A 23,787-nucleotide genomic window follows, 5' to 3' on the forward strand; every position below is an offset into this window, starting at 1 on the left:
TATTTTATATGTTTTTTTAAAATTTATAAGTAGGCTTGGAAAGGAGACATAAGAATGCGGACTGAGAGCAGGAAACTAACACTCAAAAATTATCTTGGTTATGGAACAATGGATTTATTTGGAGGGGGAGCATTCGCTATAATAGGCGCATGGATGTTATATTTTTTCATTACATACTGCGGTCTTACCCCTGTTGAAGCAGGATCTATTATTGCAATTGCTCGTATTATTGATGCGATAGCAAGCCCAATTATGGGCCATATCACTGATAATTTTGGTCGTACAAAACTTGGGAAAAAATTTGGAAGACGCAGGTTCTTTTTGCTAGTTGGAAGCCCTTTGATGGTTATTTATTCTCTTCTTTGGATTTCTGATATGAATTACTGGTACTATTTAACGGTTTATATTTTGTTAGAATTCCTTGCAGCAATGGTATTAATTCCATTTGAAACACTTGGAGCTGAAATGACGAATGATTTTAATGCACGGACCAAGCTCTCAACAATCAGATTAATCTATTCAGGACTAGGAACATTTTTAGCTACCTTTATTCCAGGCAGATTATTCGAAATATTCGGAAAAGATTCACCTCAAGTTTTTCTTTACAATGGGATTATCTTCACCTTTATTTTTATGGCTGCATTATTAATTACACATAGAACAACATGGGAACGTAAAATAGAAGAAGACATGATAGAACCTGATGGTGTAGAAAAAGTACCTGCTATAGAATCCATAAAAAAATTCATCATTGACTTAACCTCTACTTTTAGAATTAGAAGTTTCCGTCAGCACCTCACGATGTATATTTGTTCGTTTACGGCCATGGATATTTTAAACGCTGTCTTTGTCTACTTTGTTGTGTTCTCTTTAAATAAAGATGCAGTGCTCGCAGCCGATTTATTATCTATTGGTTCATTACTTCAAATGTTATGTACAATATTGTTTGGTTGGCTCGTGATTAAAATAGGTCCTGCGCCATCTTTGAAAATATCTTATATTGCTATTATTACATGTATAAGTGGTTATATATTTTTATACTTCACACAACCAACTTATATGATTATAGCGCTGTATGCTTTCTCTGTTATCTTAGGAATCGGAAAGAGTGGATTATATTATATACCATGGAATATTTACACTTTCATTCCTGATGTAGATGAAATGGTAACTCGTAAAAGAAGAGAAGGAATATTTGCAGGTATTATGACTTTTACACGCAAGAGTACTACAGCTTTAGCCACATTTTTGGTAGGAGTTATTTTACAGGAAAGTGGATTCGTTGCAAATGCGACGACACAGTCTACTACAGCAATAAATGGGATTGTAGGTATTCTGTTTTTCGGAACTGTAGGGCTAGTCGGGATTAGTTTAGTTATTTCATTTAGATTTAAATTATCTAAGAAAACTCATTCCATTATGATTAATGAAATTAATAGGTTAAAGAATAATGGTTCAATGGAACAGGCTGATAATGAAACAAGAAGTGTTTTGAAAGCGCTAACAGGCTGGGATTACGAAAACCTTTGGGGTAATAATAACGTAGGATATCAGAATAAGCGCCAACATTTTGAACAACAAGATTTTAAACAGCAGGATATTAACTAACTTTTGTTGTTAGTTGAGAACTACAGCTCAGTTAAATAGTCCTTCTATTGATATGAGAAGTTCCAGAATCACTTCAAGAAAAAAACACCTTCAGATTTATATCAGAGGTGTTTTAAAATATCTTATATTCTTACATTTAGTGTTTTTTGATTTTAAAACCGAATCTCATCATCTCCGCGGATCTGCAGCTTCAGCGGTTCACTTTTCGCCTGATGCTTTTTCACATAGCGATGGTAGACAACATATCCAATGATCATAAGCGGTACGCCGACATATAGCCCGATGCGCTGCTCTTGATCAAAGGCAAGGCTGACCAATACGATGGTATTCAGTGTGATTGCAATGATCGGCAGTACCGGATAAAGAGGAGTTTTAAATTTTAAGTTTTCCAGCTTTCCGCCTGCTTTCAAGTATTTTCTACGGAAAAGCAGCTGTGATAATGTAATCGTGATCCAGCCTGTCTGGGCACTCATGCCGGCAATGGACACGATCCAGGCAAATACCGTTTTCTCTGCAAAGAAGCCGGATAACAGCGAAATCCCTGTAAACAGGAAGGTGAGCAGTAAGGCATTCATCGGAATACCGCGCTGATTGACGCGTCTAAATGCTTTTCCTGCCATTCCTTCCTTCGATAAGGAATACAGCATTCTCGTCGATGCATACAAGCCAGAGTTCGCAACAGATAATAAAGCAATGATAATGACAAAGTTCATGATGTCTGCCGCAAAAGGAATGCCCGTTCTCTCAAACACAGTAACAAATGGGCTTTGCAGCACACTGGCTTCCTTCCAAGGCACCATACCCGCTAAGACAAAAATAGATAAAACGAAAAAGACAAGTGTACGCCATACGGTCTGATGGATTGAACGTGGAACGGTTTTTTCAGGGTTTTCACTTTCTCCTGCTGCAATCCCGATCAGCTCTGTTCCTTGAAACGAAAAATTTACTGTTATCATCGTAACCACAACAGCGAGCAGGCCATTTGGAAATAGCCCGTCACTCACAAAATGGCTGAAGTATGGGGCGGGTTCACCGCTCGTTGTTTCAATAAACCCAAACATTGCCGCTCCGCCTACGCCAATAAAGAGTAAAATCGCAATAATCTTAATGGTAGAAAAGAAAAACTCCGACTCCCCGAACGCTTTCGCTGACCGGGCATTTAATAAGAAAAGACAGAGTCCGAATATGAGACACCAAATCCACACATCCACTTGCGGGAGCCAGCGCCTCATCAGCTGCCCTGCTGATAAGAACTCAAGGGCGACCGTTGCTGCCCAGCCGAGCCAATAAATCCAGCCGACAGCAAAACCAGCTGCCGGGCTGACAAATTTCGTCGCATACGTATGAAACGAGCCCGACACAGGAAGTGCAACAGACAGCTCCCCAAGACACAGCATGGTTAAATACATGATCAATCCGCCCACAATATATGAAAGAACGGCTCCGACCGGCCCTGCTTGTCCAATCGTATAGCCCGTTCCTAAGAAAAAGCCTGTCCCAATGACACCGCCAAGTGAAATCATAAATAAATGGCGGGAGGTCATCGCCCTTTTCAATTGTTCAGGCTGATTTTGTCCAACATCCACAATGATGCCCTCCTTCTTCTAAGATGCTCTGTTATCAAAACATGTCTCCATGTGATCCATTCCATTTTCAAAACAACCTACTAATTATACATCTTTTATAATAAATATGCTTCCTTCTATGGTCACTGTCTCAAAGTCTTTATTTTAGTAATGTTCGCACAAATAAGATGAATGACTTTTTAGGTTTGAAAGAAATGGGTTGCGGGCATAAAGTTGGTGAGATTCGCTCAACCTAGTTTCAAATGCTTTACTTTTAGGTTGCTTCTCTGTAAGATCATATGTTGTAAATACCAACAAGAAAAGTGGGGAATAAAATGAAAAAAATGTTCTTTGCCATTATTTTAGGCGTTTGTGTTGCATTGATCACGGCATGTGGATCTGGTGCAAGCGACAACGCGAATAAACAATCTGGGTCTAAGGAATCAGGCGACCTTTGGAAATCCATTCAGGATAAAGGTGTATTAACCATCGGAACAGAGGGAACTTATGCTCCTTTCACCTTCCATGACAAAAAGACAGATAAATTAACTGGCTACGATGTAGAAGTCATCACTGAAGTAGCAAAACGCCTTGACTTAAAACCTGAATTCAAAGAAACACAATGGGACAGTATGTTTGCTGGACTGAATGCAAAACGTTTTGACGTGGTAGCGAACCAAGTTGGGAAAACTGGACGTGAAAATCAATACGATTTCTCTGATAAATACACGACGTCTCAAGCTATTGTTGTGACAAAGTCAGATAACAACGACATCAAGAAACTATCTGATGTGAAAGGCAAAAAAGCAGCACAATCATTAACAAGTAACTACAATAAACTAGCAACAGATGCTGGCGCTAAGATTGAAGGCGTTGAAGGTCTTGCACAATCCATTCAATTGATTCAGCAAGGACGTGCTGATCTGACGTTCAATGACAAATTGGCTGTATTGAATTACTTGAAAACAAGCGGTAACAAAAACCTAAAAGTTGCATTTGAAACAGGAGATCCACAAGAAACTTATTTTGCCTTCAGAAAAGGCAGCGGCGAAGTCGTTGACAAAGTGAATGGCGCATTAAAAGAAATGAAGAAAGACGGTACACTCGCTAAGATTTCTAAGAAATGGTTTGGTGAAGATGTTACAAAATAATATCCTGGGAGTCGTCATTCCTTGGGATCTTCTTCAGCAATCTTTTTGGCCAATGGTGATGCAGGGGATTTATTATACAATTCCCCTCGCCATCATTGCCTTTATTATTGGTATTTTTATCGCGCTTGTGACAGCTCTTGCTAGAATGTCTAAAATTAAAGCCCTCAGATGGATTTTCTCCATCTATGTGTCGGCCGTTCGCGGAACGCCGCTTTTTGTGCAATTGTTTATTATTTTCTATTTCTTTCCGACATTTAATATCACACTGGATCCATATCCAAGTGCCATTATCGCTTTTTCATTAAACGTAGGTGCGTATGCGTCGGAGATTATCCGTGCATCCGTCCTGTCTGTTCCAAAAGGACAATGGGAAGCGGGGTATTCGATTGGGATGACCCATCGCAAAACGCTCGTCCGCGTGATTTTACCGCAGGCAGTGCGTGTATCGATTCCGCCGCTGTCTAATTCTTTCATTAGTTTGGTGAAAGATACATCGCTTGCCTCCCAAATCCTCGTGGCAGAGATGTTCCGTAAATCACAGGAAATTGCTGCGGCGAACTTGGATCAAATCTTGTTTATTTATATGGAAGCAGCCCTGATCTATTGGGTGTTCTGCTTCATTCTATCGCTCGTTCAGCATCAAATTGAAAAACGACTTGATCGATATGTCGCAAGGTAAGGAGGGAACGACATGCTAACAGTCAAAGGCTTAAAGAAATCCTTTGGGGAAAATGAGATTTTAAAGTCGATTGATTTTTCGATTAACAAAGGGCAGGTTGTGGCGATTCTTGGTCCATCTGGTTCAGGAAAAACAACGATGCTTCGCTGTTTAAATGCACTTGAAATACCAAATGGCGGCTCCTTTACCTTCGATGATTTCTCAATTGATTTTTCGAAAAAAAATAAATCTGCTGATCTGCTGAAGCTTCGCCGGAAATCAGGAATGGTGTTTCAGGATTATCACCTGTTTCCTCACCGCACAGTGCTTGAGAATGTGATGGAAGGTCCTGTTCAGGTGCAGCGCCGTCCAAAGGAAATGGTTCGAAAAGAAGCCATTCAGCTCTTGCAAAAGGTCGGTCTTGAAGATAAAAAAGACCTGTATCCATTCCAGCTGTCAGGCGGTCAAAAGCAGCGTGTCGGGATTGCCCGTGCACTTGCCATTCAGCCAGAGCTTATGCTTTTTGATGAACCCACCTCTGCGCTTGACCCTGAGCTTGTCGGGGAAGTCTTAAAGGTTATGAAGGATCTAGCGAAGGAAGGCTGGACCATGGCGGTTGTCACACACGAAATCAAGTTTGCCCAGGAAGTAGCAGACGAAGTGATTTTTATTGATGGCGGCGTCATCGTCGAACAAGGTCCTCCAGAGGAAATCTTCAAACGGCCAAAGGAAGAACGAACAAAACAATTTTTAAACCGGATTTTGAATCCAGTATGATGAAAAAAGGCTGTTCTCACGTGGTGAGGACAGCCTTTTTTTATATCTCTTTTTGAAGGCGAAGCGCCAGTAAATCTTGCAGGAGCAGTCTCGCTCCCTCTGGACTGATAACCACCCCGCCGGATAGCACCTTATTGGAACACGTCACTTGTCCTGTTACAATACAAGGTTTGTCCTGCCAATACGGCTTCATCACAATTTGGTCTTCTTCTCGATAAATCTCCATAAAATCTTGCGGATGAATGTTCAACCGTTTTCTCATCTCTGTCGGAAGAACAATTCTTCCAAATTTATCTATATACTTAACATAATCGTTATTTAACAAATTGCCCCCTCCTGCATCTCTAGATATGATATAGACGATTCCCTCTTTATAAAGGGATTAAGCGATCAAATCGGTTAATCTGCAGGCTGCTCCAGTGACTAAATACGCTTCCCATATATGATATATCTGTTTGGTGCAGGACCAATATAGGAAAAAGGGTAACATGTGGTGAGAACAAGTTCTTCCTTTTCCTGCTGTAATGTAATAATTGTTTGATCATCTTTCTTCACAATCTTTGTTTTCTCAATTTCATAGACAAAACGTCCATATGAAAGCTCAATAATGAGTTGATCTCCCTTCACAAGTTCTCCTGTTCGCCTAAACACCGTATCACGATGCCCTGATAAAACGATTTGTCCCTGTTGATTCGGAAAATAACTCTCATGAAAGTGACCAACACCTTTTGCTAAATCATCTGCTTCTGTTCCTTCTACAATCGGTAACTCAGCTCTTAGTTTTGGGATGTGCAAGAGCCCAATCGTTTCACCAGCCTGCGGCGCAAAAGGGGAATCCTTTTGCCCCTTTTGCTGAATAGCTGCTTGTGCAGACTGAAATGACTGTTCTACTACTTTTTGTCCATCAACGATATTTAAATACCCTACAATTGCGAGACAAAGACCTGCTGTGATCAATATCGCTGAGATGAATTTTTGAAACATGACTGTTTATCCGTTTCTTTTTCTTCTATTCCAGATGATAAGAGCTGCACCTATTAGTACGAGGGCAAATCCTGCTAGTAAAAGGTTGTACATTGCTGTTGCAGTGTTCGGAAGATGATGTCCAGGTGTATCAGTTTCTGAATGAGAAGGCTGTTCTGGATTCCCTGGCACCTCTGGCACATGCGGCGGTTCTACCGTTGTTGAATTTTCAGGTTTGTCTGGTTCGTCAACATTTTCACCCTTCACAACTGCGATATTTTGAATGGTTTTACCTTCAGATCCTTTAGCAACCTTCGCTTCAAAAGTAATCGTATGCCAGTCCGTATCTTTGATATCACCAAATTGACCGGTCACTGTGCCTTTTGTGTAGTCTCCGTTGTCATCATCTTTTGCATCTGTCACAGCTTGATCATCTACTTTTAATGATCCTTCGACGTATTCAAGACCTTCTGGCAGTTTATCTGCGATGACTAGACCTTTGATGATACTGTCTTCTACACTATTTTTTGTTTTGATGGTGTAAAGAAGGGTGTCGCCTACCTGTACTTGTTTTTCATCTGTATTGCCTTCTGCTTTTTGAGAGATTTCTGATGTTTTTTCTGATTCAAGCTTTGGATCTCTTGGATCAATGTTTGTTTCGGTTGTTGGTTCATCTGGCGGTGTGTTTTCGCCTGTTACTTTCGCTGTGTTTTGAATGCTTTTACCTGATTGGCCTTTAGCGACCTTCGCTTCAAACGTCACGGTATGCCAGTCCGTATCTTTAATATCGCCAAATTGACCGGTCACTGTGCCTTTTGTGTAGTCTCCGTTGTCGTCATCTTTTGCATCTGTGACAGCTTGTCCATCTACTTTTAGTGAACCTTCGACATATTGAAGACCTTCTGGCAGTTCATCGGAAATCACAAGATTGTTGACGATGCTGTCTTCTTCAAGATTCTTTGTTTTGATCGTATAAAGAAGGGTATCGCCTACTTGTGGTGTCTTTTTATCTTTGTTGCCTTCTGCCTTTTTCTGAATACTTGCAGCCTTTTCTGATGCTAGTTTTGGTTCACGAGGATAAATTTCTGTTTTTGTTGTTGGATCATCTGGCGGCGTGTTTTCGCCAGTTACTTCGGCTGTGTTTTGAATGTCTTGACCAGCCTGTCCCTTTTCAACTGTCACTTCAAACGTCACGGTATGCCAATCCGTGTCCTTCACATCACCAAAAGAACCTGTAACCTTTCCATCTGTGTAGTCTCCACTATCGTCGTCTTTCACATCTGTGACAGATTCACCATCAACCTGAAGAGATCCAGTGACATACTTCAGCCCTTTTGGTAATTGATCTGAGATCACAAGATTTTTAACAAGACTGTCTTCTACCGTGTTCTTTGTTTTAATTGTATAAAGAAGGGTATCGCCTACTTCTGGATGTTTCTCATCTTTGTTACCTTCTGCTTTTTTCTGCAAGACCGCTGATTTTTCTGATTCAAGCTTTGGATCACGCGGATAGATTTCTGTATTTGTTGTCGGCTTATCTGGCGGTGTGTTTTCACCTGTGACACTCGCGGTATTTTGAATGTCTTTACCAGATTGCCCTTTTTCAACCGTGACTTCAAACGTCACTGTATACCAATCTGTATCCTTAATGTCGCCAAATTGTCCTGAAATGGTTCCGTTTGTAAAGTCTCCGTTATCGTCATCCTTTGCGTCTGTGACTGCATCTCCATTCACCTGAAGTGAATTCGGTACATACGCCAATCCTTCCGGCAGTTTATCTGAGATCACTAAGTTTTCAACGAGACTGTCTTCTATCGTATTCTTTGTTTTAATTGTATAAAGAAGGGTGTCACCGACCTCTGGATGCTTCTCATCTGTATTCCCTTCTGCTTTTTTCTGCAAGACCGCTGATTTTTCTGAAGTCAGTTTCGGGTCACGCGGATAGATTTCTACATTCGTTGTCGGCTCGTCTGGCGGTGTGTTGCGGCTTGTAACATTGGCTGTATTTTGAATATCTTTGCCTGCCTGACCTTTTTCAACTGTGACTTCAAACGTCACGGTATGCCATTTCGCATCTTTCACTTCACCGAACGTTCCGGTGACAGTTCCATCTGTCATATCACCGTTATCATCATCTTTTGCATCTGTGATTGGATTTCCATCTACCTGAAGTGAATTTGGTACATATGATAACCCTTGAGGTAACTTGTCAGAAATCACAAGATCTTCAATGACGCTGTCTTCAACCGCATTACGGGCTTGAATGGTATACAGTAATGTGTCGCCTACTTCTGGATGCTTCTCATCTGTATTCCCTTCTGCTTTTTTCTGCAAGACCGCTGATTTTTTTGATTCAAGTTTTGGATCACGCGGGTAAATTTCTATGTTTGTTGTTGGTTCATCCGGAGGTGTGTTTTCCCCTTTGACATTCGCGGTATTTTGAATATCTTTGCCTGCCTGACCTTTGCCTACCGTGGCTTCAAATGTCACTGTGTGCCAATCGGTATCTTTCACGTCACCTATTTGACCTGAAACAGTTCCGTTTGTATAATCACCTTTGTCTTGATCTTTTGCATCTGTTACGCTCGTTCCATCCACCTTAAGAGACCCTGAAACATACGTTAAGCTGCTTGGCAGCTTATCTGATATGATCAGATTTTTGACAATACCATATTGCACGGTATTTTTTGCTTTAATTGTATAAAGTAACGTGTCGCCTACTTCTGGATGCTTTTCATCTGTGTTGCCCTCTGCTTTTTTCTGTAAGACAACTGATTTTTCTGATTCAAGCTCTGGAGGATATGGATCAAATTCTGGCTTTACCCGCGAAGCTAAATCGTAAGATAATGAATCACCTACAGTGCCCATATATGTTGTACTTAATGTTTTCGCATCAAGTGTAAAAAGAGTGGAATGGCCAATGGAGTCATTTAATCCTGACTGTAATAGCATTTGTCCATTGGGCAAAAAGCTAATCCCCCGAACGCCTCCGTCAATCGTTTTACCATCTGCATTTTTAATCGGAATGACACGAATGACTTCTGCTGTATCAGGGTTCATTTGCGCAATGGCCCCACTGCCATTTGATGCGAACCAAAGATAGCCGTCCTTATCAACGACAAGATCTCCGCCAACGCCAGACCCGATGTCATATCCGACAATTTTTTTAGACGATTTTTGACCCGTAACTAAATCGTATGTTCCAAGGAAATACTCACCATTAGAAGCATAAGAATAGATATATTTATCTTGATACACAACGGCATTAGAAGCACCTTCTGGTAATTGGGTTAAGCTCTCTGCTTGCCCTGATGTCGCATTTATTTTATATAGAGTAGGGGTCGTGCTATTTGCAGTTGCATACACAACATTTTCTCGATCACTTACAGCAACACCATTCACTGCACCCATATCGATTCCTTTCACCTCTACACTAGCTTTTACATTTGTTGGATTATTTCCATCGAGCTGCTGAAGAACCAGTGGCCTACTCCCAATAATATAAGAATCCGTGTTATTGACAACAACCGTCCCAGCGGCTTTCGTAACAGCTGGTGAGACTGTTAATAGATTTCCAACGATCAGCACCAATATAAGAAATAATTGACTCGTTCTTTTTAATAAGTTCATTCTTTGACCTCCCCTTTTTCTCGCTTCATATCGTAATGGTATGTACCAGTTCACCTCCCACACTTTGGTAAAGAATATCAGTAACATTTCAAATGCCTCAACATGACTAAATGACTATTTTCGACAAAAATAGTCATTTAGTAACATACACTTCTCGATGTTTGATTCACCTGTGTTTTTTCCAATAAAATGACCTTTTTTTATCGTATACCTCCGCATTTTACTTTTCTTCCAAACAGGTCTAATGACATGATTTATATACAATCTCTTCTATTTAAAGATAATTATTCTTTAATTGGTTGAAGATTAGTTTTTTGGAAAAATATATTGAATTATTTTCTTTTTCTCTTAAAATGCGGAAATTAATGGCTTCTTTTGCTAAAAAAAACAATCCGAAAGTCTTGCTGCTTGTTTTGATGTTTTAACCCTTACAATTCGACAAAATTCTTTTTTAAGTAAGCGATTACAATTGAGCAAAGCCATTTAAAGGGGGGTGCGAGTATGTTACGATGGAAATCGAGTGTTTAAGAAAGAAGGGAAAGCTTTTGAAGCGGGAACATCTTTTACGTTGGTTTTTTTACTTTACTGGATTGATCGTACTTGCTTTTGGACTATCGCTGACAGTGAAAGGAAAGATCCTTGGCATTGGTCCTTGGGACGCATTTCATTATGGACTGTTTCAGCATTTTGGTTTAACCATTGGACAATGGTCGATCATTATTGGTGCACTGATTGTGACACTGACTTCTGTTTTCACGAAATCATTTCCAAAGATCGGCGCCCTGCTCAATATGGTGCTGATTGGCGTGTTTATTGATTTCTTTAATGCGGTATTACCTGCGCCACATGGGTATTTACCGGCTTTATATGTGTTTATTACCGGCGTTGTTGTCTCTGGATATGGCGTTGGCATTTATGTCTCAGCCAATCTTGGTGCTGGGCCACGGGATTCATTAATGCTGCTCATCTCAGCGAAAACAGGGCTGAACGTTCAGTGGGTTCGAAATGGTATTGAGTTAACTGTGCTTTTGTTTGCATGGATGCTCGGCGGACCGATCGGCATTGGAACGATTTTGACTGCTATCTTCACAGGTCTTGTCCTGCGTTTCTCCTTACCGCAATCAACACGGCTCCTACAGCTGCTCATTGCAAAAACAGCAGAGAAACCTGTTCAAACCCTTACCAGATGAGAACAAGCCATTCTATGATAAGAATGGCTTTTCTTGCGGTTAAATAAATAAACAGATTTTTCTTATATTCATAAGAAGAAATCCCCCTGCATCTTCCTCTCTTTTTGGGCTTTCACTGAACAGGTGGCTTTCCTCTTTTGCACGGCGCTCTTCAATGGTACAATCAATGTAAAAAATTAGAGGTTCATTATGAAGATTTTTGCTATCCAATTACAACACTTAGATGAAATTAATGCACGACAACAAATAGAACGTCTGAAACCCTTTGTGTCATCTGAAAAGCGTGCTGCGGCTGAACGCTTTCGTTTTTTGATCGATGCAAGAAGAACCTTGTTAGGTGAAGTGCTGGTTCGTCAAACGATCCATGATATGTACGAGCTGCCTATGGATCAGATCGTTTTTGAAACAGAGGGCAATGGCAAACCTGTTGTCCGGCATCTTCCTTCTTTTCATTTTAATCTTTCTCACTCTGGCGATTGGGTCGTTTGCGCAGTAGATGATGCACCTGTGGGCATTGATATTGAGGAGATCAAACCTATTGATCTGGCGATTGCCGAACGATTTTTTTCAGCGGATGAGTATCAGGATTTACTCTCAAAACCGGCAGAACGGCAGGAAGCCTATTTCTTTCATCTATGGTCAATGAAGGAAGCCTTTATCAAGCTGACTGGAAAAGGATTATCCTATGGGCTTTCGTCCTTTACAGCCCGTCTGTCAGAGGATGGACAGGCGACGCTTGCATTACCTGATCATGAAGCGCCTTGCTTTGTTCAAACATACTCACTTGACCCTGCCTACCAAATGGCGGTATGTACACGAAAACCTGCTGCGGCTGAAAGCGTTGAGAGACTCACTTGCAGCGATGTACTGTCCCGCCTTTAATAACGCGTGCTTTGCTGAAATACCGTCTTTAATAGATCGACTCCGCGTGTAATCTGCTCTTCTTTCACCTGCCAGATATTCAGCTGAAGAATGGGCTCCTTTTGATAGGCCGACAGGTAATAACGGTCAATTGGCTGAATGGAAACAGATGCCTTTTTCAGCTGCTGAATAAGCTGGTTCATGGGAATCGACCGGTCGACACGTACATGTGTATGGGTAGCCGGCTCCTGTTCTCCCAGCACATAGGCGCTCTGATCATTTTTTAAACTTGCCACGAGCTGCTTGGAGCGGTTTCGATAGGTCGCCCGCATCCTGTCTCTATGCCGCTCAAACATCCCGCTTTTTAAATATATTTCTAAGGCTGCCTGGGACAGCATGGAGCTGTCGATATCAATCAGTCGTTTGTGTTCACTAAAAGGTCTAATCAGTTCTTCAGGTAAGACGACCGCTCCTGTTCGAAGCCCCGGAAAAATGATTTTAGAAAAGCTTTTCAAATAAATGACCTTTCCTGCCTGATCGTACGAATAGATCGGGTCTCTTTTTGTGTCGAATTCTAAATCTGCTATATAATCATCCTCAACAATGTAGACATCATATTTCTCAGCAAGAGCTGCAATCGCTCTTTTTTCTCGCTTTGATAAACTCGTTCCAAGCGGGTTTTGAAATCTTGGCATCGTATAGAAAAAACGAATCTCCTCTTCTCGAAAGATACGCTCTAATTCGATAAGATCGATCCCTTTTTCCGTCCGCTGAATTCCGCGCACAGGCAATTGATTCTTCTCTAAATATTGGAGATATAAGTGATAACCCGGCTGTTCGACTAGTATGGTTTGTTTTCCATTCGGAAAAGGGATGGTGCTTAAAATGGATAAAGCGAGCTGAATACCAGAGGTCATGACGATCTGTTCTGGATGAGCAAACACTTGATAATCCATTAATCGCTTTGAAATGACTGGCAGCAGTGATGGTAAGCCGTTGGCTGTGCCGTAAATAAATAAGTCATTTTGATACAAATCGATCGCTTGGTTGATGCAGTGTTGGAAATCGACATATGGAAACACAACGGGATCAGGTGCAGATGAAGCAAAATCAATCCATGTGCCGTCCTGCTTGCCTGCTGGCTGCTTCGTTTTCACGACATAATAACCGCTTCTTTCTACAGAATACAGCAGATGTTCCCGCTCCAATGTATCCAGCGCCTTGATGACAGTGCTTTTACTCACTGCAAATTGAGCCGCTAAGTGGCGAATGGATGGAATTTTCATCCCAGCACTGTACTCACCAGAATCCATTTTTTCTTTTAAGCTCAAGACAAGCTGATCATATTTCCTCACACCTTTTCCTCCTTGTACCGGTACAGATATCATGTTCTCTTATTGTACACGTTAGATGATCCGATTACGATAGAAGAACAGAACCGGTCAATTCATTTGAAGCATGCATGCTCATGTAAGGAGTCACGTTATGAATATGTCAAAACAAAAAGCGTATGCTGCCGCAATCGCATACGCCTCTATCATTGGTTTTTCCTTTTTGTTTGTCAAAATAGCATTAGAATCAGCAAACCCAATAGATTTATTGGCACACCGCTTTACCATTTCTTTTGCAGCCGCTCTATTGCTGTATCCGTTTCTACGAAAAAAGTATCGCATATCTATTCAATGGCGTGATCTCATTTATCTCGTACCGTTTTCCTTGCTTTATCCTGTTTTGTTCTTTGCTTTTCAAGTGTGGGGATTGATGTATACATCTTCTTCAGAGGCTGGCATCATTCAAGCGACGATTCCCATTCTGACGATGCTGCTGGCAGCTTGGTTTTTAAAGGAACGTGCGACATGGATACAAGTGCTGTTTACCTTTCTTTCTGTGTGTGGGGTGATGCTTCTCTTTGTCATGAAGGGAATTGATGTCAAGAATTCTCACTTCATCGGCTATGTGCTGATTTTACTTTCAGCCTTGTCATCCAGTGCATATAGTGTGTTTGCCAGAGTGATTACAAAACGCTTCCACGTGATCGAACTCACCTTTGTGATGACCTTCTTTGGCTTTGTTTTTTTCAATACCGCCGCGCTTATCCGGCATTCGGTCAATGGCTCATTGCCAGAGTTTTTCAGTCCATTTACAGAAGCATCCTTTGTATGGTCGATGCTCTTTTTAGGCATTGTTTCATCACTTCTCACGGCGTATTTATCAAATTATGCACTCTCTCAGCTTGAAGCGGCAAAGGTCAGCATCTTTAACAATTTATCCGCGTTTATCACGGTCGCCGCCGGGGTTCTCATTTTACACGAAACGATTGATTGGTATCATCTCATCGGAGGGGTGCTGGTCATTGGCGGAGTAATTGGCGGGAATGTGGTGAAGAAACAGCATTCATAAGAAAAAGCGGCCTCTTTATAGAGAGCCGCTTTCTTTTTAATGTCTGATCAATTGTTGATTGGCTGCAAGCTCAATGACATGTCTCATCTGCTCTGCAAATTGCTCAAGGTGTGTGTTGATGTACATGTGGCCTCCATCGAAATTTTTGCGTTCGATGGTTTTAGCCCATTTTAGCCAGCCGCTTGCATCTTGCATGCATTTCTCATCTTGCTTTCCGTTGAATAAATAAACAGGTGTGTCGATGATTGATTGATCTGTGTGCTGGAAGGTTTCCAGTGCCCGGTAGTCTGCACGCAAGGACGGCGTAAAGTAATCCATCATTGGCTTGTTCTCTAATAATTCCTTAGGAATCCCGCCCATTTCGGCAATATGCTGTACAAATGCTTCATTGGATAAATGGGTCAGCATCTGGCGTTTTGTTTGCGGAGGCTGAATGGCTGAGATCACCACTGCTGCGGGATAAATTTCTTCCTTTTCTAGCAGCTGGGTTAGTCTGTATACCACAAGTCCTCCCATTGAATGTCCGAACAGAATAAATGGGCGGCTCAATTTGTCCGTGAGTCCTTCTTTATACAGCTCTGCCAGCCGGTCAATGCTTGATTCAAGCGGCATGAGATTGGTGCCGTGCCCTGGGGGCTCTGCTGCTGTGACTTCTGCCATGTCTTTTAGCTGTTCAAAGAGCGGACGGTATGAGGCGGAATATCCGCCGGCAAAAGGAAAACAAATAAGCTGAATGAGATCTGATTTTTTTTCAAAGGTTTTCAATAACTGATTCATACGTCTTTACCCCTTTATAATCGTTTGAAGAATCCGTGCCAGTTCATCTGCCTGCGGTCTTTTCATCATGGTGACATGGTCGCCTTTGATGTGGTAATACGAGCACGACTCTTTCGTATAAGCCTCCCAGTCTGCGAACTTCTTCTGGAAATCGCTTGCGTGATCACTGCTTTGGACAATATAAAATGGCACAGGGAATGGTTCTTTTTCTAATTCAATGGCTTGTGACATGATCGTATTATGTGTTTGCATTTGCAAATATTTATCTAAATATTGATCATTCATGAATTGATGAACAACTTCATCCTTTTCTGCCTCTTTGAGTATTTTCTGCTTCACTTCTTGGAAGCTCAATCCTTGTAAAGCTTCTGGCTGAATGCCGACCAGATTCCCCATTCCAAGGACAAGTGCGAGCATTTTCACTTCTTCTTCGTTCATATCGGCATGAAGTGCCTGATCTGCCTCATCTCTTAGCACTGGCACCGTATCTAAAATGATGAGTCCTTTCGGTGCTTTTCCTGCATGGCAGAGCCGCTGATTCATTCCGTAGGCAAGATGCCCGCCCATTGAATGCCCTGCGAGATAGTCAATGCCCGGACGGTAGAACGTCTCAATGGCATCAATAAAAAGGGTCACAAGCTCCGTGTAATGGAGGAATTGCGGCTCTTCATCCTCATATAGGCCAGGAGACTGCAAAGCATACACAGCGCCTTGATGTGTCATGAGCTTAGCAACATCGATATAGCCCATCACCGTTCCACCAGCAGGCGGCGCAAAGAGTATTCTCGGTTCAGCTGGATCGCCTTTTTTCAGCTCGATTACGTAGTCCTTCGGAGACCTTTCGACGTTCTCAGCGGCTTCTGGCACTGCGTCCAAATGTGCGGCTAACTGCGCAGGCGCCGGGTGCATGAAAATCCATTTCGGATCAACACGAACACCTTTTTCTTTTAATTTGGCGACAGCCTGAATACTCATGATGGAATCGCCGCCCAGATCAAAGAAGGAGTCATACATACCTACTTGTTTCACACCAAGCACTTCCTTGAAAGCTGCGACAATCCGCTCTTCCGTTTCGGTGACTGGTTTGTCGTCATCATGGGAAAGGGAGATTGTTTCTGTTGGCTCTGGCAATGCTTTTTGATCAACCTTCCCGTTCGTTGTCACCGGCATTTCATCCAGTACGACAAAGTAACTTGGAATCATATAGCCTGGCAGGCTTTCCTGCAAAAAGGCTTTCCAGCCCGGAACAGGATTCTCCCCGTTTGTCACAAGGTAGGCCGCCAGCCGTTTTGAGCTGCCATACGTTTTGGCGATGACTGTACATTCTTTGACTTGTGGATGCTTGAGCAGGGCTGTCTCAATTTCTCCGCATTCAATTCGGTAGCCTCTAATTTTCACCAGATGATCTTTTCGGCCGAGGTATTCAATGGTGCCATCTGACCGCCATGTACCAAGGTCGCCTGAACGATACAGCTTGTCTCCCTTTAGTTCAGGAAAAGGATTGTCAATAAACCGCTCCTTTGTCCGCTCTGGATCATGAAGGTAGCCTTTAGCAAGGCCGGTTCCGCCGATATAAATTTCTCCTTTGACGCCTGCTGGCACTGGATTGAGCGCATCATCCAGTATGACGACAGTTGAGTTCGACACCGGCACACCAATTGGAACTGATTTTGCGCCTGCTGGCACATGTGTGACTTGATGTGTGGTGGCTAAGGTCGTGTTTTCTGTTGGACCGTAAGCATTGACGAGCACACCTTCCATATGCGGCAATGCTTTTCGTGCATGCTCACTAGACATGGCTTCCCCGCCAACGAGTAATGTGCGGTAGCCTGCCACACTTTTTGGATCGTGCTCCACCAGTCGATTAAATAAAGCGGTTGGCAAACAGTTGGCTGTTACTTGATGCGTTTTAATGAACTGCGTTAATTCGTCCATATTCAGTGCTGCATATTTTGGGAGCAGAATCAGCTGGCCGCCATTCAGCAGCATTCCCCATAATTCAAATGTAAAGGCATCAAAAGCATAGTTTGAGAGCTGAAGCATTTTGTCATCTGGACCGAGCTTGATATAGTTTGTTTCTCTAACTAAGCGGACAACTCCTGCATGAGGAAGCATCACGCCTTTTGGTGTACCTGTTGAGCCTGATGTGTAGTTGACATAGGCGATCTGGTCTTCACCTATGATCGATGATTCTCTTTGATACACTGCATTTGTTTCTGGTATTGGCTTGTCCATGACAATCTTTGTACCTGTAAAGTCTACTAGACGATCTGCAAGATGAGACTGGGTGATGATCACATCGCTTTGCGTATCACGAACGATGAGACGGATGCGTGCATCTGGATATTCAGGTGACATCGGAACATACGCAGCACCAGATTTAACGATTCCTAGGACCGAAACAATCATGTCAAAGGAGCGATCAAAAAGCATCGGTACAAGGGAGCCTGGTCCAATTCCTTTTGACTGCAAGTAAGCAGCAAGCTTTGCCGCCTTCTCATCCAAGGCTTCATACGTCATGTGCTCATCCATATAGGACAAGGCAATACGATGCGGATCACGCTGCACCTGCTCTTCAAACAGTTCTTGAAGCGTACGCTTTGGATATGGCGTATCTGTTTGATTTTTTCCTATAATCATGGCCGCCTGTTCCACTTTGTCCATTAAGCAATAATCAGCAAATGTACGCTCAGGCTGAGCCGTCATGCCATCTAACAAATGGAGATAATAGTTCATATAACGTTGGATCGTCTCTTGATCAAATAAATCCGTATTGTATTCCACATGAATCGACAGCTGCTCTTCCTGTTCAAATATATGCAGGGTGAGATCAAATTTAGATACTGTATGATGAACCATCACATGTTCACTTGTCAGTCCTTTAAGGTTTACATCGAGCGAATCGGTGACATACCCCATGGCCGCCTGAAAAATAGGTGACCGGCTTAAATCTCTATCTAACGAAAGGTCATCGACAAGCTTGTCAAATGGATAATGCTGATGCTCAAAGGCTTTTAATGTCATCTCTTTCACGTTTTCCAAGAGATCAGCAAACGTCTCTGCTGTTGAGATGTCCTGTCTCAGCGCAAGTGTATTCACAAACATCCCAACAAGCTTCTCTGATTGCTTGGCATCCCGCCCTGCAATAGGCGATCCAATGATGATATCCGTCTGTCCGGACAGCTTGTGAAGCAGGACGTAGTACGCGGACAGCATCGTCATGAACAGCGTTGTGCCCTGCTGCTTGCACAAGGCCTCCAAGCGGCGGATAAGCGGTTCATCCAGTACGATTTGCTCTGTAGCACCGTTAAATGTTTGAACCGGCGGACGAGGGCGATCAAACGGCAGCTCCAGCACTGGAAGTTCACCTTGTAGCGTATTGAGCCAATAGGTTTGATCTTCTTGATGATGCTTTAATTGTTCATTTTCCCAATGTACATAATCTGTCCATTCAATTTCTAAGGCTGGGAGCTGCGGCGTTTCATCTGCAAGCAGTGCGTCATATGCCACTTCTAATTCCTGAATGAGCAGGCTGAGTGACCAAGCATCTGAAATGATGTGATGCTGCGCGCAAAGGAGATAATACTCCTCCTTGCCCATATCTACTATCGTCCACTGCGCAAGAGGTCCTCTTTCTAAATCATAGACACGGTCTGCCTCTTGCTGAATGAGCTGCTTGAGTCTTCTCGCTCTTGTTTTTTCATTAAATAACGAGAAATTTGCCACTGTCACAGATGGCGGAAGGTCTTCACGAATGAGTTGAACCGGCTTACCGCCAAGTGATTTAAATACTGCTCGAAGTGCTTCATGCCGCTTTGTTAAAAGGCCAATCGCTTTTGTTAATGCTTGAATGTGTAATGGTCCTGTCAGCTTCCAAGCACCTAGTATATTGTAATGATGGCTCTTTTCTAATGTGGATAAGAACCAAATACGCTTCTGGGCATGTGACAGCTCATAACTTGTTTGCTTTTCAAGCTTTGGAATTTCAGCTTCTTGAACGGCTGGCGTTCCTTTGATGTCATCAACCATTTGCGCCAGATGTGCGAGATGTTTGCTTTCAAATAATATTTTTAAAGGCGCCTTCATTGAAAATTCATGATTGATCCGAGAAATGGTTTGAGTCGCCTTTAGTGAATGTCCGCCAAGGTCGAAGAATTGATCCTCTTTGTACACGCGATCTACATCTAAAATGTCCTCCCAAATGGCGGCAAGAAGCTGCTCTGTCTTCGTTTCTGGCAATTGCTTTTCAAGGCTTTGTACGTTTTTGTGATGATTCAATTTGAGTGCTTCATGATCAATAGAGCCATCTTGTTTTTTCGGTATTTCCTGTACTTGCTGAATGTCCCATTTGCCTGCTGCGACGCTCGTGATCTCTTCAACATGCACTTCTTTGCCAGGCTGAACGGTGTAAAAAAGCTTTTTCTCAAAGACCGGTATTGGAGCTGGCTGAAGATACCCGGCGATGTCTGGATTTGCTCCGTCCAGACCGATAAACAGATGCGCTTCATTCAGCCGGGCACCTAGACATAATGAATGGAGACCTTGCTTTTTTCCAATCAATTGAAATCCTTTGCGAACAGTGAGAGCTGCTCCGGTATGCCCCTTAGACAAACCGAGATTATCCCACATACTGAAGTTCAAAGAGATCGCTCGTCTTCCTTCTTGAAAGGTGAGAGCGTGCGCGAGTCCATCTAAAAAGCTGTTGGCCGCAGAGTATGCCCCAAATGTTGTGCCGCCAAAAAAGCCATTAACCGATCCAAAAAAGACAAACGGTACGGTCGGATCATACTTAAAGGCTTCCTGCAGAACCCATGCTCCGTCTGCTTTCCCTGACATTTCTTTTATGAAATCCTCTTCTGACGTATGAGCCAGTGTATACTTGTCCGCCTGCTGAAAATGCTCAGACACATTGCCAGCACCGGCTAAATGCAGCACACCCCGGATTGATTGTCCAAAATGCTTTTCTGCTTCATAAATTGCCTGTTCGACGTCACGTAAGTTGGTCACATCCGCTTGGATATAAATGACGTCACCAACATCTTTTAGCTGTGAGAAGGCTTCTTTCTTTTCCAAGCTGTCTTCCAGAGGTGTCCGTCCGATCAATACGAGCTTTAAGCCAAATTGGAGCATCTGCTTAGACAGCTCAAACCCAATACCGCCAAGTCCTCCAGTTAATAAATAAAGACCTTCATATTCTAAAAAACCTTCTGTTTGAGGCGCTTCGATCATATCGACTTTTTCCAGCTTTGGTACGAATCTGTCCCCATTTCGGTAAGACACCTCTGCTTTTATATGAATCGCAGACAATTCTTCCGCAATATGCTCGGCATCCTGTTCTACATTCTCCGCTTCAATATCAAGATGAGACACCTCTGCTCCTTCCCATTCTTGCGGAATGGTTTTGAGTAGACCTACAAGCGGCGTTTTCTCCACCTGAAGATCGTCTTCAGGCTTCACAAATTGACCACCTTTTGTCACAACGACAAGACGGATGGGCTCTTTATTTGCTTGTCGCAATGCTTGATACAAGTACAAAATGGATTGATTGGTGCTGGCATGCAGCTCTTTGAACTGCGCAGGATCAACGATGTCTTCTTTGTCTGACACATTCCACAGATGGAGCATGCGCCCTGTCTTTAATTCATCTGCTTCAAGTGCTGCAACGAGCCTGACGTAATCCCCCTTAATTCTCGGGTTTATCTGATACATCCCTTTGGAAAGACGCAAAAATTCATGCCCTTTTCTCACAGAAATATATGGCTGATTCTTTTGTTCAAATTGGGCGTAAAGCGATTGATAAAGTCCTTTTTCATCCTCGAAAACGAGTAGATGGTCAGCAAAAGGCTGAGTTGGACCGATATGCTCCTTAGCCCAAATGCGTTTGAAAAACCAATCTGGGAGTGTTTGTTTATTTTCAGAAGCAAGATCGAGTGCCTGTTCAATGTCACGGAATGCTCCATCTTTTAGTGCTGCGCCTAACTGGGCACGCTGAATTTTCCCACTCTCCGTTTTTGGAAATTGGTCTTTTTTCACCGGAATGATGTGATCAGGCTCTATTCCGATTTTTCGAATGATGGCCTCTCTAATCTGTTGAATCATCGTGATTTGTTCTTCTATTGAATCCCTTTGTGTGACAAAAAAGACGGCAAGCGTGTCGTTGCTTGATTCGGGATTGTAAATGCCATACGCAGCGGCAAAGGTGACTTCAACCCCGTCCACCTCTTCAACAACAGCTTCAATTTCGTAATTCAAATAGTTAGCGCCGTTGATGACAATGATGTCTTTTTCTCGACCGGTCAGAACGAGACGCCCTTCGTGAATAAACCCTAAATCCCCCGTGTGAAACCAGCCGTTTTCCGCAAATACTTCTTGATTGGCTTCCTCATTTTGATAGTAGCCCATCATAATTGTTGGACTCTTCACCTGCAAGCGTCCAACCTGATCTTCTGGCAGCACCTCGTGATGCTCATCTACAATTCGAATCCATACAGACGGAATCGGCGTGCCGACTTCTGTAAACGTCATCTTGTTCGGATGATCGTGCGTCACATATTCGATCTCACTTGTTAACGAGGTCTGATCAATCGTCAGCTGTCCATCCCGTTCACTGTTCCGCATCAATTTTTTTGACTGAACAATGGCTGAGGATGTTTCTGACATGCCGTAAGCAGGTACCATCGCATGACGGCTTAATCCGTGCTGACCCATGATGTGCATGAAGCGCTGCGTGACTTTCGGGACAACCGCTTCGGCTGCATTCATGATATAAGTCAGAGTGGACAGGTTCCAGTTTCCCTTACGAATGTCGTCTTCATACTCATTCATCATGGCAAAGGCAAAGTTTGGTGCCCATGTCCTTGTGACACCGTATGTTTCTACCCAATCCAGCCACACCATCGGCCGCTCGATAAATTGATCGATGGATGGACTAATCTGCTGGCAGCCAAGGTAGACGTCATGTACATGAAACATGACAATTCCACCAACATGATCAAGCGGCATCCAGTTAAGCGACACATCCTCATGTGTAAAGCCGTTTACCTGCTCAAAGGCCATAATTCTAGATAAAATGCTTTGATGATGATGACGAATACACTTTGGTACACCCGTACTTCCTGAAGACAGCAGCTGCAGCACAGGCTCATCCGGCTCTGGCTCATAATGCTGTTCATCTGGTTCATACGCCAGCAACGCTTCAATTGTTAAGATAGGCATGACCTTCGTTTCAAATGCCTCACGCAGCCCAGCAATGTCCTCAGCACTTGCTTCATTCGTAATAATGAAAGGTTCATTTTGCAGCTGAAACACGCCCTTCAGCTTATTCACACCTTGATTCACTTCATCATAAACAGGCGGCACAGAGACTGGGGTCGGAATGATACCTCCGAGAATACAGCCCCAGAACACCGTGATAAAATCTTGATGGTCTTTCAATTGAAGTAACACTTGATCGCCGTTTGACAGTCCTGCTGCCCTTAAACCAGACAGAACCCGTTCAGCGCTAGTTAGTAATTCAGGATAGGTTTGGGTCAACGTACGCCCGCCTTCTTTCAAATAAGTCACCCCGCGGTCTGGTGACATAAAGGCTGATCGAATCAGCACCTCTGTCAGCGTGACAGGTGTGCCTGGTTTTTTGATCACATCTCCGCCATACACAAGTGCGGGCGGCTTCTCATGTAGAGATGATGGTTTTGTTTCGCTCGCTTCACTTTTCGAAAGCGGTCCGTTCCCTTGAGTACGCTGTCGATCAGGAAACAGATCATCTAGGTGATAAGGCGTGCGTTTTTCTGACTGACTTTCAATGAAAGCGGCCGCTTCCTCTACTCCATCTATAGCTTTGGTGCGCTCTTCTATCTTTCTTAATTCCTCTTGATCTATGATTTCAATTGAAAGCAGTGCCTCTTTGTCGACTGCTCCACTTTCTGTCTTTGGCAAAGAAGGTAATAAGACGAGAGCGGCTGGCACTTCATGAGGATGAAGCGGACCTTTCTTCAGATCCTCTCTTGTCAACGAAGGGTCCTTCGCCTGTGCAAATAGCACAAGCGATAGACCGCCTTCTTGATTTTTCTTCGGAATGATTGCACATTCCTTTAGCGGAAAATGAAGCATCATGACTTGCTCTAATGCTTTGAGATCCATCCGTTTTCCGTTGATTCTGACGATATGATTTGCTGCATGTCCTTTTCGTCTACTAACTAGCATTCTTC

At 43.0% G+C, this 23,787-nt stretch carries 14 protein-coding genes; 7 read left to right on the forward strand and 7 right to left on the reverse strand.

Annotated features, from left to right (window positions below):
• The first annotated feature begins 54 nt into the window (after positions 1 to 54).
• Positions 55 to 1,608, forward strand: coding sequence for an MFS transporter (locus tag NSS92_RS12325; protein WP_340868314.1), 1,554 nt, complete (start codon positions 55 to 57; stop codon positions 1,606 to 1,608).
• Between the two features lie 152 nt (positions 1,609 to 1,760).
• On the opposite strand, the gene NSS92_RS12330 is transcribed toward NSS92_RS12325, so the two are convergent.
• Positions 1,761 to 3,194: an amino acid permease gene (locus NSS92_RS12330; protein WP_041106578.1), complete on the reverse strand. Its 1,434-nt coding sequence runs from the start codon at positions 3,192 to 3,194 to the stop codon at positions 1,761 to 1,763.
• Between the two features lie 314 nt (positions 3,195 to 3,508).
• Between NSS92_RS12330 and tcyA the strand changes: the two genes are divergently transcribed.
• The 3 genes from tcyA to NSS92_RS12345 are packed head-to-tail and all read left to right on the forward strand — an operon-like array spanning position 3,509 to position 5,759.
• Positions 3,509 to 4,324 (forward strand): cystine ABC transporter substrate-binding lipoprotein TcyA, encoded by an 816-nt coding sequence (gene tcyA / locus NSS92_RS12335; protein WP_024424285.1) that lies wholly within the window; start codon positions 3,509 to 3,511, stop codon positions 4,322 to 4,324.
• On the forward strand, positions 4,311 to 5,003 hold the full coding sequence (locus tag NSS92_RS12340) for an amino acid ABC transporter permease (protein ID WP_024424286.1): 693 nt from the start codon (positions 4,311 to 4,313) through the stop codon (positions 5,001 to 5,003). The genes tcyA and NSS92_RS12340 overlap by 14 nt, the downstream gene beginning before the upstream one ends.
• A 12-nt stretch (positions 5,004 to 5,015) precedes the next feature.
• Positions 5,016 to 5,759 carry an amino acid ABC transporter ATP-binding protein gene (locus NSS92_RS12345; RefSeq protein WP_041089051.1) on the forward strand — a complete coding sequence of 248 codons (744 nt, stop codon included), beginning with the start codon at positions 5,016 to 5,018 and terminating at the stop codon, positions 5,757 to 5,759.
• A gap of 40 nt (positions 5,760 to 5,799) precedes the next feature.
• Here NSS92_RS12345 and NSS92_RS12350 read toward each other — a convergent pair whose 3' ends face one another.
• From NSS92_RS12350 to NSS92_RS12360, 3 genes are all read right to left on the reverse strand, one after another.
• Entirely contained in the window at positions 5,800 to 6,084 is a 285-nt protein-coding gene (locus NSS92_RS12350) for an AbrB/MazE/SpoVT family DNA-binding domain-containing protein (RefSeq protein ID WP_039176465.1), read from the reverse strand.
• A gap of 98 nt (positions 6,085 to 6,182) precedes the next feature.
• Positions 6,183 to 6,743 carry a class D sortase gene (locus tag NSS92_RS12355; protein ID WP_267587724.1) on the reverse strand — a complete coding sequence of 187 codons (561 nt, stop codon included), beginning with the start codon at positions 6,741 to 6,743 and terminating at the stop codon, positions 6,183 to 6,185.
• A 6-nt stretch (positions 6,744 to 6,749) separates the two neighbouring features.
• Positions 6,750 to 10,352 (reverse strand): isopeptide-forming domain-containing fimbrial protein, encoded by a 3,603-nt coding sequence (locus tag NSS92_RS12360; RefSeq protein ID WP_340868319.1) that lies wholly within the window; start codon positions 10,350 to 10,352, stop codon positions 6,750 to 6,752.
• A gap of 545 nt (positions 10,353 to 10,897) precedes the next feature.
• On the opposite strand from NSS92_RS12360, the gene NSS92_RS12365 reads away from it, so the two are divergent.
• Both NSS92_RS12365 and NSS92_RS12370 read left to right on the forward strand, forming a co-directional pair.
• The gene (locus NSS92_RS12365; RefSeq protein ID WP_267587726.1) at positions 10,898 to 11,542 is read left to right on the forward strand and encodes a YczE/YyaS/YitT family protein; all 645 of its coding nucleotides are present in this window, start codon (positions 10,898 to 10,900) and stop codon (positions 11,540 to 11,542) included.
• Positions 11,543 to 11,731: 189 nt separating this feature from the next.
• A complete protein-coding gene (locus NSS92_RS12370) occupies positions 11,732 to 12,424 on the forward strand; it encodes a 4'-phosphopantetheinyl transferase family protein (RefSeq protein WP_340868322.1) in 693 nt (230 codons plus the stop codon).
• Here the strand turns inward: NSS92_RS12370 and NSS92_RS12375 are convergent.
• On the reverse strand, positions 12,421 to 13,758 hold the full coding sequence (locus tag NSS92_RS12375) for an aminotransferase-like domain-containing protein (protein ID WP_340868324.1): 1,338 nt from the start codon (positions 13,756 to 13,758) through the stop codon (positions 12,421 to 12,423). The two genes, NSS92_RS12370 and NSS92_RS12375, sit on opposite strands and share 4 nt — an antisense overlap.
• Before the next feature lie 130 nt (positions 13,759 to 13,888).
• On the opposite strand from NSS92_RS12375, the gene NSS92_RS12380 reads away from it, so the two are divergent.
• The gene (locus NSS92_RS12380; RefSeq protein ID WP_267587731.1) at positions 13,889 to 14,803 is read left to right on the forward strand and encodes a DMT family transporter; all 915 of its coding nucleotides are present in this window, start codon (positions 13,889 to 13,891) and stop codon (positions 14,801 to 14,803) included.
• Positions 14,804 to 14,839: 36 nt separating this feature from the next.
• Here NSS92_RS12380 and NSS92_RS12385 read toward each other — a convergent pair whose 3' ends face one another.
• Together NSS92_RS12385 and NSS92_RS12390 are read right to left on the reverse strand one after the other, a co-directional pair.
• Positions 14,840 to 15,580, reverse strand: coding sequence for a thioesterase II family protein (locus NSS92_RS12385; RefSeq protein ID WP_340868326.1), 741 nt, complete (start codon positions 15,578 to 15,580; stop codon positions 14,840 to 14,842).
• Positions 15,581 to 15,586: 6 nt separating this feature from the next.
• Positions 15,587 to 23,782 (reverse strand): amino acid adenylation domain-containing protein, encoded by an 8,196-nt coding sequence (locus tag NSS92_RS12390; RefSeq protein ID WP_340868327.1) that lies wholly within the window; start codon positions 23,780 to 23,782, stop codon positions 15,587 to 15,589.
• Positions 23,783 to 23,787: the final 5 nt, after the last annotated feature.

Origin of the sequence: Bacillus sp. FSL M8-0166 (assembly GCF_038008825.1) — a bacterium.
Taxonomy (GTDB): domain Bacteria; phylum Bacillota; class Bacilli; order Bacillales; family Bacillaceae; genus Bacillus; species Bacillus safensis.

Excerpts from the sequence above, each read along its gene's own strand:
- NSS92_RS12385 (WP_340868326.1), bottom strand. The coding sequence starts at position 15,580 with ATGAATCAGTTATTGAAAACCTTTGAAAAAAAATCAGATCTCATTCAG.
- NSS92_RS12370 (WP_340868322.1), top strand. The coding sequence starts at position 11,732 with ATGAAGATTTTTGCTATCCAATTACAACACTTAGATGAAATTAATGCA.
- NSS92_RS12390 (WP_340868327.1), bottom strand. The coding sequence starts at position 23,782 with ATGCTAGTTAGTAGACGAAAAGGACATGCAGCAAATCATATCGTCAGA.
- NSS92_RS12325 (WP_340868314.1), top strand. The coding sequence starts at position 55 with ATGCGGACTGAGAGCAGGAAACTAACACTCAAAAATTATCTTGGTTAT.
- NSS92_RS12355 (WP_267587724.1), bottom strand. The coding sequence starts at position 6,743 with ATGTTTCAAAAATTCATCTCAGCGATATTGATCACAGCAGGTCTTTGT.
- NSS92_RS12380 (WP_267587731.1), top strand. The coding sequence starts at position 13,889 with ATGAATATGTCAAAACAAAAAGCGTATGCTGCCGCAATCGCATACGCC.
- NSS92_RS12345 (WP_041089051.1), top strand. The coding sequence starts at position 5,016 with ATGCTAACAGTCAAAGGCTTAAAGAAATCCTTTGGGGAAAATGAGATT.
- tcyA (WP_024424285.1), top strand. The coding sequence starts at position 3,509 with ATGAAAAAAATGTTCTTTGCCATTATTTTAGGCGTTTGTGTTGCATTG.
- NSS92_RS12340 (WP_024424286.1), top strand. The coding sequence starts at position 4,311 with ATGTTACAAAATAATATCCTGGGAGTCGTCATTCCTTGGGATCTTCTT.
- NSS92_RS12360 (WP_340868319.1), bottom strand. The coding sequence starts at position 10,352 with ATGAACTTATTAAAAAGAACGAGTCAATTATTTCTTATATTGGTGCTG.